This is a genomic window from Rudaea sp. 3F27F6, from assembly GCF_005503555.1.
Classification (GTDB): domain Bacteria; phylum Pseudomonadota; class Gammaproteobacteria; order Xanthomonadales; family Rhodanobacteraceae; genus Rudaea.
Map to the genome: position 1 here is coordinate 275189 of NZ_SCNG01000005.1, position 19219 is coordinate 294407.

The following is a 19219-nucleotide window of genomic DNA, read 5'->3' on the forward strand; positions in this document are numbered from 1 at the left end:
AAGTATCGTTTCCGAAATGCGCTTATCGGACTGATCCGGCCTACGCGTCGGCACTTTGCACGCGCGGGTTGAGAGTATAGGTGCCGCCCGTGCTCGCTTGAGCAAGCACGTGGCCTTGCAACGCGCGACGCAGGTTCGCCCCGGTCAGATCGCCGGATACGTCGAGCTTGGCGACGTCGAGCGCGTACACAGTGAACACGTAGCGATGGACCAGGGCATCGTTCCACGGCGGACACGGGCCGTCGTAGCCGTAATATGTGCCGCCCATATCCTTGTCGCCGGCGAACCAGCCGGTGTAGTCGTTGATGCCGTGGCGCCAGCCGTTCGGCGCGGCAGGGCCGCTCTTGCCGCGCGCGCTGACGCCGTTGCTATGGCTGCCTGCCGCGATCTCGTGCACCGAGGCGGGAATGTCGATCAGCAGCCAATGAAAGAAATCCACACGCGGCAGCGTGGCCGGCACTTCGCGGTCTTCCTGGTTGACGTCGTCGCCGCGGCTCGGCACGTCCGGGTCGTGACAGATCAGCGCGAACGATTTCGTCGCAGGCGGCGCGTCGCTCCAGGCGAGGTGCGGATTGCGGTTGGCGCTCAGCGCAACGTGGGTCTTCGCATCGATCACGCAGAAGGCGAATTCGCCGGGAATGCGCGCGCCTTCGGCGAAGCTGTGGCTGGTGAGTTTCATCGGATGCCTCGTTCGCAGGAAAAGAAAGATGCCGCCGATATTGTGGAGGAACTGCACCGTTTGCAACCGCGAATGCAGGATCAGACAGCGCGACCAAGCGCGCAGCGGTTCGATTTATCGAACCGCTTCCGATCTATCACGGAGATAAGATTCCGGCGCGACTAGGTGCGCTTTTACGCGAGTGCGTGTGTCGCCGCAAAATCGCGGCCCGCAGGAACGTTTTACGCCACTGATGCGAGCAGGCCGCGCCCGGCGAGCCAAGCGCGCGCATCTTCGGCGTCGCGCTCGAACCAAGCGCGCGCGGAGCCGAGGCGGAAGGTGTAGCCCCAGGCATCCATGTCGTCCATGAGCCGCGTGCTGCCGACGCCAGGCAGATAGTCGGCGAGCAGAATCTGCAGATAGCAGGTCGCGTCCTCCTCGTCCTGCGAGTCGGAAGCGTCGGTGTGGATCGTGGCACGACGTTCGGCCGGCGCGACGACGAGATGGCAAGCCTCGTGCAGCAGCGAATGCACAGGCGTGTCGCCGCGCGCGTAGACGGCGGCACCGATCACGCCGGCTTCGGGCTCGCCCCAATAGCTGCCCGGAATCGGCGCGCCGTCGGCGACGCGTTCGAGCGCGAGGCCGTAGCGCGCGAGTAGCGCCTCGGCGTCGTTCCAATCGATGTCGGCGAGAGTCAGCAAGAGCAATTCGGCCACGGATTACACGGATGACACGGATTTAAAAGCAGAACATTCATTTGCTCTGGCGTGCTATCCGCGTCTTCCATGGCACAAAGAATCGGTAAGAATGATTCGGCCGCGGATTGCACGAGTGGCACGGATCGAAAAGCAAAACAATCGTTTTTGCTCTATCCGTGTTATCTGCGTAATCCGTGGCAAAAAACTCTTTAGCTTCTTCAGGCCCCGCCGGTGGCTTTGTCGGGCAGGGCGATCGACAGTTCGAGCACGTCGTGGTCGCCGTCCTTGTGCGTCTTCACGTCGACCGCGTTGGCGTCGACGTTGACGAACTTGCGGATCACTTCGAGCAGCTCGCGGCGCAGCAGCGGCAGATAGTCGGGTGCACCCCGGCCGCTGCGATCGCGCTCTTCCTGGATCAGGATGGTCAGGCGGTTCTTGGCCAGCGAAGCGGTGTTCTGCGGACCTTTGCGCAGAAAATCGAAGATGCCCATGCTAACCTCCGAATACGCGCTGGAAGAAGCCCTTCTTCGGCGCTTCGGTGAAGCGCATCTCGCGCTCGTCGCCGAGTATTCGCGCAACCGCATCTTCATAAGCCTGTCCGGCGTTCGACGTATCGTCGAGGATGACCGGCACGCCCGAGTTGGACGCAGCGAGCACGCCTTCGGATTCGGGGATCACACCGACGACCTTGATGCCGAGGATTTCCTCGACGTCGCCGATGCTCATCATGTCGCCCGTGGCGACGCGCGCCGGGTTGTAGCGCGTCAGCAGCAGATGCTCCTGCACCTTGCCGTTGCCGGCTTCGGCCCGCTTCGTTTTGGAAGACAGCAGGCCGAGAATGCGGTCGGAGTCGCGCACCGACGAGACTTCCGGATTGACCACGACGATTGCGCGATCGGCGAAGTACATCGCGAGGAACGCGCCTTTCTCGATGCCGGCCGGCGAATCGCAGATCACGAAGTCGAATTCCTCAGCGGCAAGCTCTTCGAGCACGCGCTGCACGCCGTCCTGGGTCAGCGCGTCCTTGTCGCGCGTCTGCGATGCGGCGAGCACGTAGAGATTCTCGAAGCGCTTGTCCTTGATCAGCGCCTGCTTGAGCGCGCACTCGTTGTGGATGACGTTGACGAAGTCGTAGACCACGCGGCGTTCGCAGCCCATGATGAGGTCGAGGTTGCGCAGGCCGACGTCGAAGTCGATCACCGCGACTTTCTTGCCGCGCTTGGCCAGGCCCACCGCGATGCTCGCACTCGTCGTCGTCTTGCCGACGCCGCCCTTGCCGGATGTCACTACGATATTTTCGGTCAACGTAAAATCTCCATTTTTATACAAAGCAGCAAAAGCGGAATCCGCCTTTGCGCATCATCCCCGCGCGCGCGGGAATCCGGTTTTTTCTTCGCTGCGAGCGCTTGCCGCGTTCACGGCACGAGCGCCTCGATCAACAATTTTTCGCCGTCGAGCCAGGCCTGCACGGGCTTGCCGCGCAGCTCGGGCGGCAGATCTTCGAACACGCGGTAGCGCCCGGCGATCGAGACGAGCTCGGCCTGGAAATCCATGCAGTAGATGCGCGCCGCGGCGTCGCCTTGCGCGCCGGCGAGGGCGCGGCCGGAGAGACGGCCGTAGATGTGGATCGAACCGTCGGCGATCACTTCGGCGCCGTTGCCGACCGTCGCGTTGACGATCAGGTCGCGGCCGCGCGCATACACCTGCTGGCCCGAACGCACTGCCTTGCCGTGGCGCAGGCTTGAGGCTGCGATGGCGGCGGGAGTCGGCGCGCGCACCGGCGCTTCTTCCGCGGCCTTGGGCACTACCTTCGGCCGCGACGGTGCGGGGGGCGGCGCGATGTCGGCGGCGCCCTCGTCGTTCTGGCGCTCGTAGACCGCGCGGAACTTCGCCAGCAGCGGCAGGCCGAGTTCCTTGGCCAGCGCTTCGTTTTCGGTCGTGCTGTAGGAGAGGCCGACCGGCAGCATGCCGGCTTCGCGGATCGCGTCGAGGAAGGTCTGCGCTTCCGCGGCGCTCGGCAGTTGCGGCAGGCGGCTCAGGTCGAGAATGACCGGAGCGCGGCCGAACAACTGCGGCGCGGCGGCGACTTTCTGCGCGATTTCTTCGCGCAGCGCCTCGGCGTCGTTGACGTTGAGGCGCAGGTTGGCGATGCCGACCTGGCCGAATTTCAGTTCGAGAATCGGCTCGACGGCCGCTATGGTCGCTCGCATGGAGACTGGCTTCTTTCCCTGACTCAGGCGATGCGCGCCTGCGGCGCGGCCTGACCGTGCACGCGCTCGGCGAGCCAAGGCTGGCTCGGCAGGGCGCCCGCGCCTTCGAGGTATTTCTGCCGCACGAACTCGAAACTGCACAGTTCCTTTGCAAGCAGCGACACGCGGCGCGATACGCGCTCCATGTTCTGCTGGCCGACTTCGCGGAAACCGTAGGTGCCGTGGAACAGCACGGCGACGTCGTCGCGCGGTTCGAGGAACACTTCGCAGGCGAGCAGTGGCACGCGCACTTCGGCGAAGCTGGTCACGTCGGCATAGAAGATGCGGCCGAGGCCGAGGCCACGATACGGGCGCGCGATGACGATGCGGTCGATGTAGAGGAACTGCAGATAGCGTTCGCGGAACCAGGCGAAGTTGTCGCTGCCGTAGTCGGCGTTCTCGCGCAGACCGATGAGAAAACCGGCTAAGTGGTCTTCGGCTTCGGCGACGCGGAAATAAGCGGCTTCGTTGTAGAACTTGCGTACGCTGGTCGCGTCCAGCGGCAAAATCGTGGAACCTGCGGCGTTGTTGAGCGCGAGGATCGAGTCCAGTTCATGCTCGCGAACGTCGCGAATGGTGATGCTCATGCGGACGTGCTCCGTGGGCGAGGGCGCGTCGGGGCGCGCTTGATGGCGCCTATTATTGCATGTGCCGCCGGCTGGAGCCATGACGCGGCGCGGGCAATTTCGTTAAAGAAAGGTGAGTGGCGGGCGGCCGCCGCCGGGCCGGCGGAGCGCTTCTATCGTCCGCCGGCGCCCGGCGACCGTCCCGTGTCTTCGGCCCGGCGCGGCGGCCGGCCGGCGCGGTAGCAACGCCGGAGAATTCGGGCATGCCAAGTGCGCCGGATGCGCTGAAGCAGCGGACGCCGATGTTACTTTCTGCATGTTGCCAGGGCCTCGCGGCATTCTATGATGCGCATATGAAGTTGCCCCTGTTCAATCACGTCCGCCTGCTGCGCTACGCGGGCCTGATCACCTACGCGGCGGTCGGTGTGCCAATCCTGCTCGTCGGCAACAGCCCGGCGGCGGTGGTCGGCAACCGCGTCGCCTGGGTGGTCGCCTATGCCGTGTTCGGCATCGCGTACTGGCTGGCGACCGGCAATATGGGCGCGCGGCGCTCGTGGCTGTCGCGCCTGCCGATGCTGCTGCTTCTGTACGTGATGGCGATCACCATCGGCTACTTCGGCTCGCCCGCGCTCGCTTCGTGCCTGCTGATGGTGATCGCGGTGATCCTGCCGTGGCTGCTGCCGGTGTCGCTCGGCGCGTTCCTGCTCGCGCTGATGAATTTCTCGCTGGCGCCGCTGTACGTGCACCTGATCGACCCCGAGTACAAATTCTCCTGGGTCGAAGCGATCCTGCAGTGCGTCATGTACATCGGCTTCTCCTCGATGACCTTCGTCGCTTCGCTGGTCGCCAAGCAGCAGGCCGACCTGCGCGAGGAACAGCGCCGCCTCAATTCCGAACTGCGCGCGACGCGCACCCTGCTGACCGAATCGAGCCGCATGAGCGAGCGCATGCGCATCTCGCGGGAGCTGCACGATCTGGTCGGCCATCATCTGACCGCGTTGAGCCTCAATCTCGAAGTCGCGAGCCATCTCGTCCACGGCACGGCGCAGGAGCACGTGCGCCAGGCACAGACCGTGGCCAAGCTGCTGCTCTCCGACGTGCGCGAAGTGGTCAGCCAACTGCGCGAGGGCGACGCGATCGACCTCAGCGCGGCGCTGAAGACCCTGGTCGACGGCGTGCCGGGGCTGATCATCCATCTCGACCTGCCGCCGCGCTTCGCCGTCGACGATCCGCTGCGCGCGCAGGTGATGCTGCGCTGCGCCCAGGAAATCATCACCAATACGGTCAAGCACGCCGGCGCCGCCAATCTGTGGCTGCGCTGCGAGCGCACCGAAGCGAACGAGCTCGCGATCCACGCGCGCGACGACGGCCGCGGCGCCGCCGCGTTCAAACAAGGGAACGGCCTCAGAGGCATGCGCGAGCGTCTCGCGCAGGTCGGCGGCCGCCTGAATATCGATACGAATCTCGACCGTGGCTTCGCGCTGGACGCGTGGCTGCCGCTGGAGGCTGCACGATGACGACGAACAAAATTTCCGTATGCCTGGTCGACGACCAGACCCTGGTGCGCCAGGGCATCCGCTCGCTGCTCGAACTGTCCGACGACATTTCGGTCGTCGCCGAGGCCGGCGACGGCGCGCAGGCGGTCACTTTAATTCCGCAGGCAAAGCCCGACGTGGTCCTGCTCGACATGCGCATGCCGGGCATGTCGGGGCTCGACGTGCTCAATGCGCTCGCGGCGCGCGACGAACTGCCGCCGACCATCATCCTGACCACGTTCGACGACGACCAGCTCGTGCTCGCCGGGCTCAAGGCCGGCGCACGCGGCTATCTGCTCAAGGACGTCTCGCTCGAACAGCTCGTCGATGCGGTCAAGGCCGTCGCCGGCGGCGGTTCGCTCGTCGCGCCGGTGGTGACTCAGCGCCTGCTCTCTGGCCTCGAGCGCATGCAGAACGATTTCGTCAGCCTGGAGCGGCCCGATCCGCTGACCGACCGCGAGACCGAGATCCTGCGCCTGATGGCCGGCGGCTACAGCAACAAGGAAATCGCCAACTCGCTGACCGTGGCCGAGGGGACGGTGAAGAACCACGTCTCCAACATTCTCTCCAAGCTCGGCGTGCGCGACCGCACGCGTGCGGTGCTCAAGGCGTTCGAGATCGGCATCGTTTGAGCGGCGCCTGCCCGGCACGCGAACGTGCCGGGAGGGCTTGCCGTGCCCGATACGGCGCGGCCGTTTGCGGCTGGCGCCGGCAGAATGCCCGCTCCCATACACAATGCTGCGGTCGCCGTAGCCATTGCCGGAATTTGCAAGTAACATTCCGGGAGCGCTCGGGCTGAACGCGGGCGGACGGGAAAAATCCCGGTTCCGATTCCGCACGCCCCGGGTCTTTATCACGCGGTCGCGCCGGGGAAATGACGCGGCTTGCCGGTTCCACACTGGAGAGAGATCGGATGGTTCGCCTGCTTGAGATTTTCGTTGCCCTCATCATCGTCGCTATCCTCGCGGTGGTCTTCGCGATTGCGCTGCCGAATCACCGGCACATCGACAAGTCCAAGGTTTATTCCGCGCCGGTGCGCCAGATTTACGACGTGTTGAACGGCTACCGCACCTATCCCTCCTGGCCGTCGCCGCTGCGCGCTTACGATTTGAAGGTGCGCTTCGATTTCTACGGACCGGAACGCGGTTCGGGGGCGAAGATCAACTGGATCGGCTCGGGCGACAGCAAGATCGGCAACGGCAATCTCACGATCATTCCCGATCCGGTGCAGGACAAGCAGGTGCGCTGGGCGATCGAGAACAACTGGAAGGGCACGGGCAAGACCTTCACGTATGACCTCGAGCCGTCCGAGAACGGCAAGACGGTCAAGGTCACGCTCGGCTACGACGTCGACTACGGCTGGGATCTGCTGGCGCGCTACTCCGGCCTCTACGTCGGCGGCGAGCCGTCGACGTTGATCCAACTGCACCTCGAAGACCTCGAAAAGTACCTCTCGTCCGTGCCGAACCTGGACTACAAGGACACGACGTTCGAGGTCAAGGACGTGGCCGCGCAGCCGTTGCTCTGCGTCTCCACCCAGGCCAAGCGCTCGCTCGACGAAGTCGCCGACGCGACCGACAAGGCGCTGACCCAGATCCAAGCCGACATCAAGCGTGGCGAACCGGCGAACGCCGCCGACGCGCCGCCGGCCGAGACCGACAGCAAGGGCAAGAAGAAGGCCGCCCCGGCGGCGCCGAAGGTCCAGGTCGACACGACCGGTCCGCGCATGACGGTGACCTCGAACTGGGGCGACGAGAACTACGAGTTCGACGTCTGCCTGCCGGTCAGCCGCAACGACATCAAGCTGACCGATCCGGTCAAGGCCGTGCAGTCGTACGCCGGCAAGGTGCTGACAACCTCGTTCACCGGCTCGCCGGCGCAGTTGCCGCTGACGCGCCTGCTGCTCAAGGCCTATGCGCTGACCCACGGTTATGCCTTCGACGACAGCGGCACCGGTCCGGGACGCTTCTACGACGAACTGACCACGACCGATGCGCACGCGGCCGAGGACAACCAGTCGTTCACGGTATCGCTGCCGGTCACCGTCCAGCAGTAAGCAGGATGTACAACGCAGCGCGGGCGGAGCGAACCTCTGCCCGCGCTGTTTCGTTTCCGGCGGATCGAAATCCGCCGCGCGGCGCGGAACTTTTTCACGGCGCCGCGGTATTTGTCTCGCGGCCGTGTTCAAGCCGGCCGCGTTCTCTCGGGGAAAAATTGAATATCACTTGGGATCTTCGCGCATGATCGAAACCCGGCAATTGAGCAGACGCTACGGCGACCTTACCGCCGTCGACGCCATCACCTTCAAGGTCGAGCCAGGACAGGTGCTCGGCTTTCTCGGACCGAACGGCGCCGGCAAATCCACCACAATGAAAATGATCGCGGGCTTTCTCGGCCCGAGTGCAGGCAGCGCCAGCGTCTGCGGCCACGACGTCGTCGACGACGCGCTCGCGGCGAAGCGGGTCACCGGCTATCTGCCCGAGGGCGCGCCGAGCTACGGCGAAATGACCACGCGCGCGTTCCTCAATTTCATCGCCGAAGCGCGCGGCATCCCCGGCGCCCAGCGCAGCCAGCGCGTCGAAGAAGTGATCGAGCGCCTGCATCTGCACAACGTGCTCGAACAGTCGATCGAGACGCTGTCGAAGGGCTTCAAGCGCCGCGTCGGGCTCGCCCAGGCGATCGTCCACGATCCGGCCGTGCTGATTCTCGACGAACCGACCGACGGTCTCGATCCGAACCAGAAGTTCGAGGTGCGCAACCTGATCAACACGATGGCCAAGGACAAGACCATCATCGTCTCCACGCACATCCTCGAAGAAGTGCAGGCGGTGTGCACGCGCGCCGTGATCATCGCGCGCGGCAAGATTCTCGCCGACGCCACGCCGGCGGAACTCGAAGCGCGTTCGCGCTACCACCAGGCCGTATCGCTGACGACGAGCAATATCGCCGGAGCGAAGGACGTGCTCTCGCGCGTCGCCGACGTCGCCGCGGTCGAGTACGACAAGGTCACCCAGCGCCTGACCGCGATCCCGAAACGCGGCCGGCAGATCTTCGGCCCAATCAGCGAACTGCTGAAGTCGCAGGGCATCCCGGTCAGCGAACTGCAACTGGAATCCGGCCGCATGGACGAAGTATTCCGTACGATCACGCACGGCGACCTCGGCGAAGACATGCCTGAGGAGGCGCGCGCATGAGCAGCATCGTCACCGTATTCAAGCGCGAGCTTGCGAGCTATTTCGCCACGCCGGTCGCCTATGTGTTCATCGTGATCTTCCTGCTGCTCGCCGGCGCGTTCACGTTCTACATCGGCAATTTCTACGAGCGCGGCCAGGCCGATCTGCTGCCGTTCTTCAACTTCCACCCGTGGCTGTATCTGTTCCTCGTGCCGGCGGTCGGCATGCGCTTGTGGTCGGAGGAACGCAAGAGCGGCACGATCGAGCTGCTGCTGACCCTGCCGATCACCATGTGGCAGGCCGTGGTCGGCAAGTTCCTCGCGGCGTGGGCCTTTATCGGCATTGCGCTCGCGCTGACCTTTCCGATCTGGATCACCGTGAACTATCTCGGTTCGCCCGACAACGGCGTGATCTTCGCGAGCTACCTCGGCAGCTTTCTCATGGCCGGCGCGTTTCTCGCGATCGGCTCGTGCATTTCGGCATGCACGCGCAACCAGGTCGTCGCCTTCATCCTGACCGTGGTCGTGTGCTTCCTGTTTCTGCTCGCCGGTTTCCCGCTCGTGCTGAACTTTTTCACCGCGTGGGCACCGCAGGGCATGGTCGATGCGATCTCGGGTCTGAGTTTCTTGACTCATTTCGCCGCGATCGCCAAGGGCGTCATCGACCTGCGCGATCTCGTCTACTTCGCGTTGACCATCGCGTTCTGGCTCTACGCGAGCGCGGTCGTGATCGATCTGAAGAAAGCCGACTGATTGCTCTGCTCGTCATTCCAGCTTTCGCTGGAATGACGACAGAGAAAGAGAAATATTCCGGAATATGACGATGAATCCCAATCGCAAACTCCTGAGCTTCGGCGCACTCGTGGTCCTGGCGGTGCTGTTCGTCGCCGTGATCCTGGTCAGCAACACGCTGTTCCGCGGCGCGCGCCTCGACCTGACCGAAAACCATCTCTACACCTTGTCGCAGGGAACCAAGAACATCCTCGGCTCGATCGAGGAGCCGATCACGCTGAGCCTGTACTTCTCCGACAAGTCTGCGGCCGAGAGCACGAATCCCGACGCTGCCGCGCTGCGCAACTACGCGCCGCGCGTGCGCGAGATGCTCGCCGAGATGGCCGCGCGCGCGGGCGGCAAGCTGCGCGTGCAGACAATCGATCCGCTGCCGTTCTCCGAAGACGAGGACCGCGCCACGACGCTCGGCCTGCAGGCGCTGCCGTGGGGGCAGGGCGGGACCAACCTGTTCCTCGGCATCGTCGGCACGAACTCGACCAACGGCAAGTCGGTCATGCCGATCGCGAACCCGAACAAGGAGACGTTCCTCGAATACGACGTCGCCAAGATGATCCACGAGCTGTCGATGGCGAAGAAGCCCGCCGTCGGCCTGATCTCGGGACTGTCGATGGGCTCGGGCTTCGATGCGCAGACGCGGCAGATGCGCCAGCCGTGGGCGATCCAGTCGCAGCTCGAGCAATTGTTCGAAGTGCGCACGCTCACCGCCGCGTCGGTGAAGGCGATCGACAAGGACATCAACGTCCTCGTCGTCGTGCAGCCGAAGAACCTGCCCGACGAAGCGCAGTACGCGATCGACCAGTTCGTTTTGCGCGGCGGCCATCTGCTCGTCTTCGTCGACCCGCTCGCCGAGAGCGACGATTCCGGCGCCGACCCGAACAACCCGCAGGCGGCGATGATGGCCGACCGTTCCTCCGACCTGCCGAAGCTGTTCAAGGCCTGGGGCGTCGACTACGACGTGAAGAAGATCGTGCTCGACCGCGAGCACGCGCTGCAGGTGACCTCGCCGCAGGGTCAGCCGATCCGCCATCCGGCGATCCTCGGCTTCAACCAGCGCGACCTCAATCCGATCGACGTGACCACGGCGCAGTTGCAGAGCATCAACGTCTCCACCGCCGGCTTCTTCCAACTCGCGAAGGAGTCGAAGAACAAGCTGACGCCGCTGATCCAGACCAGTGCCGACGCGATGACCGTGCCGGCCGACCGGGTCAAATTCCTCTCCGATCCGAGCCTGCTGCTCGTCGACTACAAGCCCGACGGCACCCAGCCTTTCGTCGTCGCCGGCCGCCTCGAAGGCAAGTTCGTCACGGCGTTTCCCGAGCGTAAGGACGCGGGCCATCTGGCCGAATCGCAGGCACAGGGCGAGATCATCCTCGTCGCCGACACTGACCTGCTGACCAACCGTCTCTGGGTGCAGGTGCAGCAGTTCTTCGGCCAGCAGGTCATGAATGCGTTCGCCAACAACGGCGATTTCATCGTCAACTCGGTCGACAACCTCGGCGGCTCCTCCGACCTGATCTCGATCCGCGGCCGCGCGACCTCGCAGCGCCCGTTCACCACGGTCGACAACATGCGCCGCGCCGCCGAGGAAAGTTTCCGCGGCAAGGAGCGCGAGCTGCAGCAGCGTCTGTCCGACACGGAGCGCAAGCTGACCGAACTCCAGAGCGGCAAGAGCAAGGAAAACGAGATGATTCTCTCGCCCGAGCAGAAAGCCGAGCTGACCAAGTTCCAGGATCAGAAAGTCGCGATCCGCAAAGAGCTGCGTCAAGTGCGGCGCAGCCTCGACGACCGCATCGAAGCGCTCGGCACGCGTCTGAAGCTGATCAACATCGGCCTGATGCCACTGCTGATCACTCTGTTCGCCCTGGGCTTCGCCTGGTTGAAGCGTCGGCGTCGCGCGTGAGGATGAAGGGATGAATACGAAGACGTTTTACGCACTCGCCGCTGCCGCTGTTGTCGCACTCGGCGCGGCCGTCTGGATCAACTCGGCCAACGCACCGGTCAGCGAGGAATCGGCCAAGGACAAGCCGCTCGCGCCCGGTCTGCGCGACGAGCTCAATCAAGTCGATGCCTTGAGCCTGAGCGGCGCGGCCGGCAAGACCTACGTGAGCCTCAAGCGCAATGGCGACGGCTGGCAGGTCGGCGAGAAGTCCAACTACCCGGCGGACGTCGCCAAGCTGCGCGAGTACCTGTACAAGCTCGCCGACGCCAAGGTGCTCGACGCGAAGACGGCGAATCCGAAGCGCTATGCCGAACTCGGCGTGGAGGACACCGGCGCTGCCGATGCGAAGAGCATCCTCGTCACGCTCGGCGGACTCAAGCAGCCGTTCAAGCTTATCGTCGGCCTCTACAACGGTCAGGGCGGAGGCGGCACCTTCGTGCGCCGCGACGGCGAAGCGCAAAGCCTGCTCGCCAGCGGCAACCTGCTGGTGGAAAAAGATGCGGCCGCGTGGATTCGCCACGACGTGATCGACGTCGACTCGGCAAAGATCAAGGAAGTCCGGCTGACCGGCCTCGACGGCAAGACTCTGAGCATCTACAAAGACCAGGCGAGCGACGACAACTTCAAGGTTGCTGACGTGCCGAAGGGCCGCGAACTGGTCTCGGACTTCGTCGCCAACGGCCTCGGCTCGGGTCTGTCGAATCTGCGCGCCGACGACGTCGCCGCAGCGAAGGACGCGGCTGCATCCGAGCAGAGTTACAAGGCCCGCTACCTCGGCTTCGACGGCCTCGTCGTCGACGTGATCGCGTGGGAGAAAGAAGGCAAGTCGCGCGCACAGTTCGCCGTCTCGACCGACGCGGCGCAACTCGACGCTGCGGTCAGCTCCGCGCAGGCGAAAGACAAAGCCGCTTACGACACGGCCGTCGCCGCGGCCAAGCTCAAAGTCGTCGAAGCGAAGGGCGACGACGCGGCGATCGCCAAGGCGGAAAGCGAAGTCGCGAAACCGGCGTCGTTCGCCGATCCGGCCAAGGATCGCTCTGAGCGGATCGCCGCGGCGAACAAGGCCGCCGAAGAATTGAACAAACGTCTGCAAGGCTGGACTTACACGGTGCCGCAGTACGCCTACTCGAATTTCCATAAGAATCTCGACGAGCTGCTGAAGCCGCTCGAAACCAAGTCCGCAGCGGGCACGAAAGGCGGCAAACCCGCGCCGCCGCTCTTGCCTGCCAAGCAGCCGTAGCGGCGGTCTCGGTTCCGATCGACGGCAGGATCTTGGCGCGGTTCACGCGGATAGAATCAGTTTCGCTACGGCGGGAGTATTCGCATGAAATCTCGATTCCCTTCCGCGCAAGAATATTCAGCGGAGAAAGCCCAATATCCTGCTTTGGCGGTCGTCGACATTCGCGCGGAACAAGCCGCCGTGGCCGAGTCCTACCGCAATCTGGTTCTGCTCGACGTCAATACCGACTGCATGCGCTTGGCCGTGTTCGAGGGCGAGTATCGTTGGCACCATCATCCGGATTCCGACGAGCTATTCCTGGTCGTATCGGGAACTTTGCAAATCGATATCAGGGACGGGGAGCGCATCGAACTTGGCGAGTGGCAAAGTGTGGTCATCCCGGCAGGTACGGTGCATCGAACGCGGGCGATCGGCCGCACGGTCAATATCACTTGCGAAAAAGCTGGCGCACAGACTGTGTTTGTCGACGTCGCCGCATAACGATTCGGCGAATGCCGGTACTGTGCATCGCTCAACTCGAACGTTACACCGGCCGCTGTGAAACGACTTCTGCCAACGCTGCTGATTTGCGCCCTTGCGCTTGCATCGCGGGCGGTGATGGCCGCTGCGGTCATGCCGGCGCTGCCGACAGAGTCGTTGTCCGAAAAATCGGTTTTGCTGCCCGCGGATCTTCCCCATATTCCGTGCTTGCTCGTCGTCGGCTTTTCCGAAGCCTCTCGGTCTCAGACCGAAGCGTGGTCGCGCCGCGCAGAAAGCGTGGCCGCGCCCGGCGCGCTTGCGGTCTACAGCGTGTCCGTTCTCGAGGATATTCCCGGTTTGCTGAGAGGGTTTGTGGTGAGAGGCATTCGAAATGGCGTGCCTGAGCGTCTTCACGATCGATTTCTCATCGTCTCGAAGCAATCCTCGGAGTGGAAAACGATGACTGCCTACGCAGAGCCCGACCTTGCCTATCTCGTGTTGACGAACAGTGGGCATGAGATCGTCTGGCGCGCGGCCGGGCCGGTTACCGAGTCGAGCGTCCAGGCACTCACCAAACAAATCGCGGACCTGGCTCGGCCCGTGCAAATCCAACAATCGGCTCAAGGCGATGCGCCCGCTTCGCGGCAGCCGCACTGAACCGAGGCATTGACGGCATGACGCTCGCACTCATTGTGATAGCAAGTCCAAATCGCGGCAGCTTCGCTCACGCGATGGCTGCCGTCGCCGTTAACACGTTGCGCGAACGCGGTTACGAGATTGCGTACCGCGACTTGTATGACGAGGCGTTCGATCCGGTACAGCGAACAGGAGAGCGCGACAACACTACATCGTCCGATGCGCTCGTCGAGCTTTACTGTTCCGAGCTGGCTCGCGCCGACCTGATCCTCGTGTTTCATCCGAATTGGTGGGGGCAGCCGCCTGCGATCCTCAAGGGCTGGATCGATCGCGTGTTCCGTCTCGGCACCGCGTACGCCTATCCCAAGAACACCGGACCCGACGGCGTACCGGTCGGCCTGCTCAAAGCGCGCCACGCACTGATCTTCAATACTTCGAATACGCCCGCCGACAGAGAGCATCAGGTGTTTGGCGACCCGCTCGATGCGCTGTGGAAAGCCTGCCTATTCGGCCTGTGCGGCGTTTCCAGCGTTATCCGGCGCATGTATGGCCCGATGGCCGCCAGCTCGTCGCCGCAGCGGGAAGCGTGGCTTGCCGAAGTGCGGACGCTTGTCGAGCAGGCGGCCTGATTGGTCCGGCGCGCGAGTCTTCCAAGTCTTGGATTCCGGCCGGGTTCCCCTCCCGGCAGAACAGCGCCTGCCGCCGCTGCCCTGCAGGGAAGCCGCCGATCGCCGATAATGCCCACTTTTGCGCGAGCAGTTTCGATTCGATGAAGATTCCCAAAGGCCTGCAACCGTTGATCGACGATGGTGTGATCGATGCGGTGTTGCGGTCGCTCAAGAGCGGCAAGGAAGCGTCGGTGTACGTCGTTCGCTCCGGCGCCGATGCGCTGTGCGCAAAGGTATACAAAGACATGGCGCAGCGCAGTTTCCAGGCGCGCGTGCAGTACCAGGAGGGGCGCAAGTTTCGCGGCAGCCGGCAGGCGCGGGCGATCGCCAAGGGCAGCAAGTTCGGTCGACGCGAGCAGGAATCCGAATGGAAGAGCGCCGAAGTCGACGCGCTCTATCTGCTCGCCGAGGCCGGCGTACACGTGCCGCGGCCGCGCGGATTCTTTCATGGCGTGCTGCTGATGGATTTGCTCGTCGACGCGGACGGGCACAACGCGCCGCGCCTCGGCGAAGTCGAACTCACGGCGCAGCAGGCGCTCGCGTTTCACGCCGCGCTGATGCGCGATGTGGCGATGATGCTGTGCCTCGGTTTGGTCCATGGCGATCTGTCGGAATACAACGTGCTCGTCGCGCACGACGGGCCGGTGATCATCGATTTCCCCCAAGTGGTCAGCGCCGCCGGCAACAACGCGGCGCGCACGATGCTGCTGCGCGACGTGCACAATCTGCGCGATACGCTGGCGCGCTTCGCCCCCGAGCTTGCCGCCACGCACTACGGCGAAGAAATGTGGGCGCTGTTCGAGAAAGGCGAGCTGTTGCCGGATTCGCCGTTGACCGGCAAGTTCGTTTTCGACGAGCGCAGGGCCGATGTCGGCGCGGTCATGGCGTCGATCGACGAGGCACGCAAAGAGGCGCTGATTCGCCAGCAAGGCCGTGAGGAAGCGGCGCTGCGCGATTGAGCGATTGAAAGTGTTATGTCCGTTGCGGCTGCGCGACGGAGTTCGGCAACACAGAAAACTGCGCGCCGCTATGCAAGAGCTCTCTCTGTTCAACCGCGATCTTTGCTTTCGCTGCACCTCGATCCGCGTTGCAGAAATCCGTTTTCCACTGCGCCTCAGTAGAAGCGCAGATTGTCGAGCTCGAACCAGACTTTCTCGCCGGGCTTGCCGCCGGCGGTGAACACGACCTGCTGCAGATCGTTGCCCGTCCATACCGCGACGGGTTGCTCGCGCCCGAACGGCGCCAGGCCCTTGAGTTCGGCGAACGGAATCTCGACGCTGCGCCACTGCTTGTCGAGCTTGACCGGCGCCGACCAGCGGCGGCCTTCGAGTCCGCGCAATTCGATACGCTCATTGCCGTCGCCGCCGCGGATGTCGAAGCGGATGCCGCGATACACGCGCAGATCGACCGGCGCGACCGAACCCAGGCTCAGCGGGAAGATGACGCCGGCATAAGCCTTCGGCTTGTGCGACAGCCGCGCCTGCATCGACAGCGCATGGCCTTCGCCTTCGCGCGCGACGATCTCGGTCACCTGCACGGTGCGGTCGTTGCCGCCGTCCGCTTCGTCGGTGCGCAAGGTGTCGAGCGCGGTGCGGCCCGATGCCTGCTCGAAGTCGTCGATCAATGCCGCGGCGATCTTCTTCGCCGGCAGCGCCGTCTGTGCGTTGCCGGGTGGCAGGCGCGTGCCGGGACCGTGCACCTGGCGTCCGCCGATAAAGACGCGCTCGATGCGCTGCATGTCGGCGATGTTGTCCCACGGTTTGCCGGCGACGAGGACGAGATCGGCGCGCTTGCCGACCTCGATCGTGCCGCGATCGCCGAGACCGAGCGCGGCGGCGTTGGCCGCAGTGCCTGCGCGCAGCGCGTCGGCGGGTGTCAGGCCGGCCTGCACGAGCAGTTCGAGTTCGCGCAAAGTCGCGCGGCCGTGCGGCGTGCCGGGCATGCCCGCGTCGGTGCCGACGAGGACGGTGATGCCGGCATCGTGCAGAGTGCGCACGTTGGCGAGCGCGGTGGCGAAATTGCGCCGGCGCTGGGCGACACGGCGATCCTGCGCGTCGGCCGGCGGTGCGTGATCCATCTTGACCGGTTCGTAGACCGCCAGCGTCGGCGTGATGCGCATGCCGTGCTTGCGCATCAGCTCGATCAATTCGGCATCGACCGGCGCGTCGAGCAGGCTGTGCGCGAGCGCGTCGACACCGGCACGCGCGGCCTGCTTGCCACGTTCGAGCGTCACCGTGTGGGTGAACACTTCGAGGCCCTTCGCGTGCGCTTCGGCGACGAGCGCGGTCAGCGTGTCCTCGCCCATGCTGACGTTGTCGGGATCGTTGTTGTAGCGCCAGCCGTCGGTGAACGCCTTGACCAGGTCGGGCTTGTACGCGGCGACCTCGTCGACCGCGGCGCGCGCGGCGGCCGGCGAGTTGACCCACTGCGTCGTCGCCTCATCGCCCCAGTCGGCACCGTGGCCTAGCGGCGTCGAGATGCGCGCGGCGAAGCGCACGTCGGGCGTGGCGATCGTTGCCAGCCACTCGCGCCGCGGCGCGTAGGCTTCCGGCGCTTCGTGGAAATCGTTGACTGTGGTGACGCCCGCGGCGAGGTAGGCATTGGCGATCTGCGGCAGCGTCGCCGGCGAGCCGCCGGGACTCCAATGCGTGTGCACGTCGATCAGGCCGGGCAGCAGCACCGCGCCTTTGGCGTCGATGCGCTGCGCGCCGCGCGGCGTGGACAGAGCGTTGCCGATCGCAGTGATGCGGCCGTTCTCGATCAGCACGCTGGCCGCGTACGGCGCGCGCGTCGTGCCGTCGAAGATCGTCGCGTTGGCGATCAGCAGCGCGTCGCCCGTCGGCGCGACGGCGGGCGAGGGCGCGGCGCAGGCAAACGCGAGCAACGCAGCGGCAAGGGCGCAGGCGACGGTACGGGAAGCGGGAAGCATCGGCTTATCTCTTTTCCGGCGTCGCGCCGGCGGTATTGGCGGGAGGGGCTGCGGCGGCCTGCGCCGACATCGTCGTGCCGAACAGATGCACGCTGTTGCCGCGCCGCTCGGCGACGAGGTTGAGGCTTTTCGCGACGCTGTGGGCGAAGCCGACCGGATCGTTGGCCGAGTACAGGCCGACGATGCGGCGCGCGCGCAGTGCGGGTTCGTCGATGATGATGTGCACGTCGCTGTAGCGCGCGAACTGGTCGGCCGCGTACTGCAGCGTGTCGCCGTTGAAAGACAACATGCCGTCGCGCCAGGCGAGCTGGCGCGCGACGCTGTCCTGCGCAATCTGGGCGATTTCGATCGCGTGGCCCTTGCGCGCCGACGCCTTGAAGTTTGCCGGCAGGCGCGCGGGCGGTGTCGTTGCGCCGACATCGGCGACGTCGACGATGCCTTCGCGCACGAGCACTTCGGTTTCACCTTCGCTCTGGCGGTCGACCGAGACGAGGAAGCTCGTGCCGACTGCGGTTACCGACGTCCCTGCGGCATCGACGACGAAAGGCAGCTCGCGGTTCTTGGCAACGTCGAACACGGCCGCGCCGCGCTTGAGGCGCACGCCGCGCCGCGTGGCGTCGAAGGCGACGTCGACCGCGGAATCGGAATCGAGCGTGATCGTCGAGCCGTCGGGCAGCGGCACGCGCAGCACTTCCCCTTTGCGCGTTGCGTAGTCGGCGCCGGAATGCGCAGCGTGACGAACGCCGAGCGCGACGACGGCGACGCCCGCGGCGAGCGCTGCAGCGACACCGAGCGCGCGCAGCCAGCGTCTGGCATCGCCATGCGGTCGCTCGCGTGCGCCGCCGGCAAGCGCGGCGGCGCGGTCGGTGCGCACATAGACGGCGCGCGCGCGTGCATACGCGCCGAGATGGCGCGAGTCGGCGCGCAGCCAGCGCTCGCGTTCGGCGATGTCGGCGTCGGCGAGCGGCGCGCGGTCTTCGCGCGCGACCCAGGCCGCGGCGGCCTCGTCGATGCCCGGATCAGGATTGCGGGTCTGCATGTTGCCTTACTCGTTTGCCGAAACGGCGCGGCGCGGGATTCGCGGCGGCGGCCGGTGCGGATTTCATCGATTCCATCAAGAGGCGGATGCCCTTGCAGATGTGTTTTTCCACAGTGTTCTCGCTGAGCCGCATGCGCGCGGCGATCTCCTGCTGCGACAGCCCTTCGACGCGGCGCAGGGTGAACGCTTCGCGGCATTGCGCGGGCAGGCGTGCGATCAGGCGGCCGACTAGGCGCAGTTCCTGTTGCGAGGAAATCGCGCGCTCGGGCGTCGCCGCTTCGTCGGCGACATCGATCCGCTCGAACTCGGAGTACATCTCGATCGCGACGATGCGCGCGCGCCGCATCGACTGCAGCATCACCGACTGCGCGGTCTTGTACAAATAGGCGCGCGGCTCGCGAATGTGGCCGACGTCATGCAGGGATGCGAGCACGGCATACACCTCCTGCACGACGTCGTCCACGTCCTGTCGCTGCGCGCCGCGCCGCACGAGCCAGTCGCGTAGGCCCGGCTCGTGCGGCAGCACGTGCCGCGCGAGCCACAGCGCGCGATCGTCGGAGACGGCGCTCATCGTGCGCACCGCGCGCGCCGAGGCGCGGCGGAAACGGTGCGCGTACGTTGGCAGCATCTGGTTTTCAT

At 65.0% G+C, this 19219-nt stretch carries 20 protein-coding genes; 11 read left to right on the forward strand and 9 right to left on the reverse strand.

Annotation, left to right across the window (positions count from 1 at the left end; all coding sequences use genetic code 11):
- Window positions 1–40: 40 nt before the first annotated feature.
- The 6 genes from FFS30_RS18910 to FFS30_RS18935 all read right to left on the reverse strand — a co-directional run bounded on the left by FFS30_RS18910 (window position 41) and on the right by FFS30_RS18935 (window position 4192).
- Window positions 41–679, reverse strand: a complete 639-nt coding sequence (locus FFS30_RS18910; RefSeq protein WP_137914750.1) for a YbhB/YbcL family Raf kinase inhibitor-like protein — start codon at window positions 677–679, stop codon at window positions 41–43.
- A gap of 221 nt (window positions 680–900) precedes the next feature.
- On the reverse strand, window positions 901–1374 hold the full coding sequence (locus FFS30_RS18915; protein ID WP_249352550.1) for a hypothetical protein: 474 nt from the start codon (window positions 1372–1374) through the stop codon (window positions 901–903).
- A 200-nt stretch (window positions 1375–1574) separates the two neighbouring features.
- On the reverse strand, window positions 1575–1847 hold the full coding sequence (gene minE / locus FFS30_RS18920; protein ID WP_137914751.1) for a cell division topological specificity factor MinE: 273 nt from the start codon (window positions 1845–1847) through the stop codon (window positions 1575–1577).
- Between the two features lies 1 nt (window position 1848).
- Window positions 1849–2661: a septum site-determining protein MinD gene (minD, locus tag FFS30_RS18925; protein ID WP_137914752.1), complete on the reverse strand. Its 813-nt coding sequence runs from the start codon at window positions 2659–2661 to the stop codon at window positions 1849–1851.
- 110 nt (window positions 2662–2771) lie between these two features.
- Window positions 2772–3566, reverse strand: a complete 795-nt coding sequence (gene minC, locus FFS30_RS18930; RefSeq protein ID WP_137914753.1) for a septum site-determining protein MinC — start codon at window positions 3564–3566, stop codon at window positions 2772–2774.
- Between the two features lie 23 nt (window positions 3567–3589).
- Window positions 3590–4192, reverse strand: coding sequence for a GNAT family N-acetyltransferase (locus tag FFS30_RS18935; RefSeq protein ID WP_137914754.1), 603 nt, complete (start codon window positions 4190–4192; stop codon window positions 3590–3592).
- Between the two features lie 332 nt (window positions 4193–4524).
- On the opposite strand from FFS30_RS18935, the gene FFS30_RS18940 reads away from it, so the two are divergent.
- From FFS30_RS18940 to FFS30_RS18990, 11 genes are all read left to right on the forward strand, one after another.
- Complete coding sequence (locus tag FFS30_RS18940; protein WP_249352551.1) at window positions 4525–5688, forward strand: sensor histidine kinase; 1164 nt, start codon at window positions 4525–4527, stop codon at window positions 5686–5688.
- A complete protein-coding gene (locus FFS30_RS18945) occupies window positions 5685–6338 on the forward strand; it encodes a response regulator transcription factor (RefSeq protein WP_137914755.1) in 654 nt (217 codons plus the stop codon). The genes FFS30_RS18940 and FFS30_RS18945 overlap by 4 nt, the downstream gene beginning before the upstream one ends.
- Window positions 6339–6619: 281 nt before the next feature.
- Window positions 6620–7762 carry a hypothetical protein gene (locus tag FFS30_RS18950; protein WP_137914756.1) on the forward strand — a complete coding sequence of 381 codons (1143 nt, stop codon included), beginning with the start codon at window positions 6620–6622 and terminating at the stop codon, window positions 7760–7762.
- Between the two features lie 184 nt (window positions 7763–7946).
- Window positions 7947–8900 carry an ATP-binding cassette domain-containing protein gene (locus tag FFS30_RS18955; RefSeq protein WP_137914757.1) on the forward strand — a complete coding sequence of 318 codons (954 nt, stop codon included), beginning with the start codon at window positions 7947–7949 and terminating at the stop codon, window positions 8898–8900.
- Window positions 8897–9631, forward strand: coding sequence for an ABC transporter permease subunit (locus tag FFS30_RS18960; protein WP_137914758.1), 735 nt, complete (start codon window positions 8897–8899; stop codon window positions 9629–9631). Before FFS30_RS18955 ends, FFS30_RS18960 begins: the two co-directional genes overlap by 4 nt.
- A 70-nt stretch (window positions 9632–9701) precedes the next feature.
- Window positions 9702–11570, forward strand: a complete 1869-nt coding sequence (locus FFS30_RS18965; RefSeq protein WP_137914759.1) for a Gldg family protein — start codon at window positions 9702–9704, stop codon at window positions 11568–11570.
- 10 nt (window positions 11571–11580) lie between these two features.
- Entirely contained in the window at window positions 11581–12849 is a 1269-nt protein-coding gene (locus tag FFS30_RS18970; RefSeq protein ID WP_137914760.1) for a DUF4340 domain-containing protein, read from the forward strand.
- A gap of 84 nt (window positions 12850–12933) precedes the next feature.
- Window positions 12934–13329 (forward strand): cupin domain-containing protein, encoded by a 396-nt coding sequence (locus FFS30_RS18975; protein WP_137914761.1) that lies wholly within the window; start codon window positions 12934–12936, stop codon window positions 13327–13329.
- Window positions 13330–13386: 57 nt separating this feature from the next.
- Window positions 13387–13965: a hypothetical protein gene (locus FFS30_RS18980; protein WP_137914762.1), complete on the forward strand. Its 579-nt coding sequence runs from the start codon at window positions 13387–13389 to the stop codon at window positions 13963–13965.
- A 17-nt stretch (window positions 13966–13982) separates the two neighbouring features.
- Window positions 13983–14573, forward strand: a complete 591-nt coding sequence (locus tag FFS30_RS18985; protein WP_137914763.1) for an NAD(P)H-dependent oxidoreductase — start codon at window positions 13983–13985, stop codon at window positions 14571–14573.
- Between the two features lie 140 nt (window positions 14574–14713).
- Window positions 14714–15571 carry a PA4780 family RIO1-like protein kinase gene (locus FFS30_RS18990; RefSeq protein WP_137914764.1) on the forward strand — a complete coding sequence of 286 codons (858 nt, stop codon included), beginning with the start codon at window positions 14714–14716 and terminating at the stop codon, window positions 15569–15571.
- Between the two features lie 155 nt (window positions 15572–15726).
- Here FFS30_RS18990 and FFS30_RS18995 read toward each other — a convergent pair whose 3' ends face one another.
- The 3 genes from FFS30_RS18995 to FFS30_RS19005 are packed head-to-tail and all read right to left on the reverse strand — an operon-like array spanning window position 15727 to window position 19208.
- Window positions 15727–17541: an amidohydrolase family protein gene (locus FFS30_RS18995; RefSeq protein ID WP_137914765.1), complete on the reverse strand. Its 1815-nt coding sequence runs from the start codon at window positions 17539–17541 to the stop codon at window positions 15727–15729.
- Between the two features lie 4 nt (window positions 17542–17545).
- The gene (locus FFS30_RS19000; protein ID WP_137914766.1) at window positions 17546–18580 is read right to left on the reverse strand and encodes a FecR domain-containing protein; all 1035 of its coding nucleotides are present in this window, start codon (window positions 18578–18580) and stop codon (window positions 17546–17548) included.
- A complete protein-coding gene (locus tag FFS30_RS19005; RefSeq protein ID WP_137914767.1) occupies window positions 18561–19208 on the reverse strand; it encodes an RNA polymerase sigma factor in 648 nt (215 codons plus the stop codon). The genes FFS30_RS19000 and FFS30_RS19005 overlap by 20 nt, the downstream gene beginning before the upstream one ends.
- Window positions 19209–19219 lie beyond the last annotated feature (11 nt).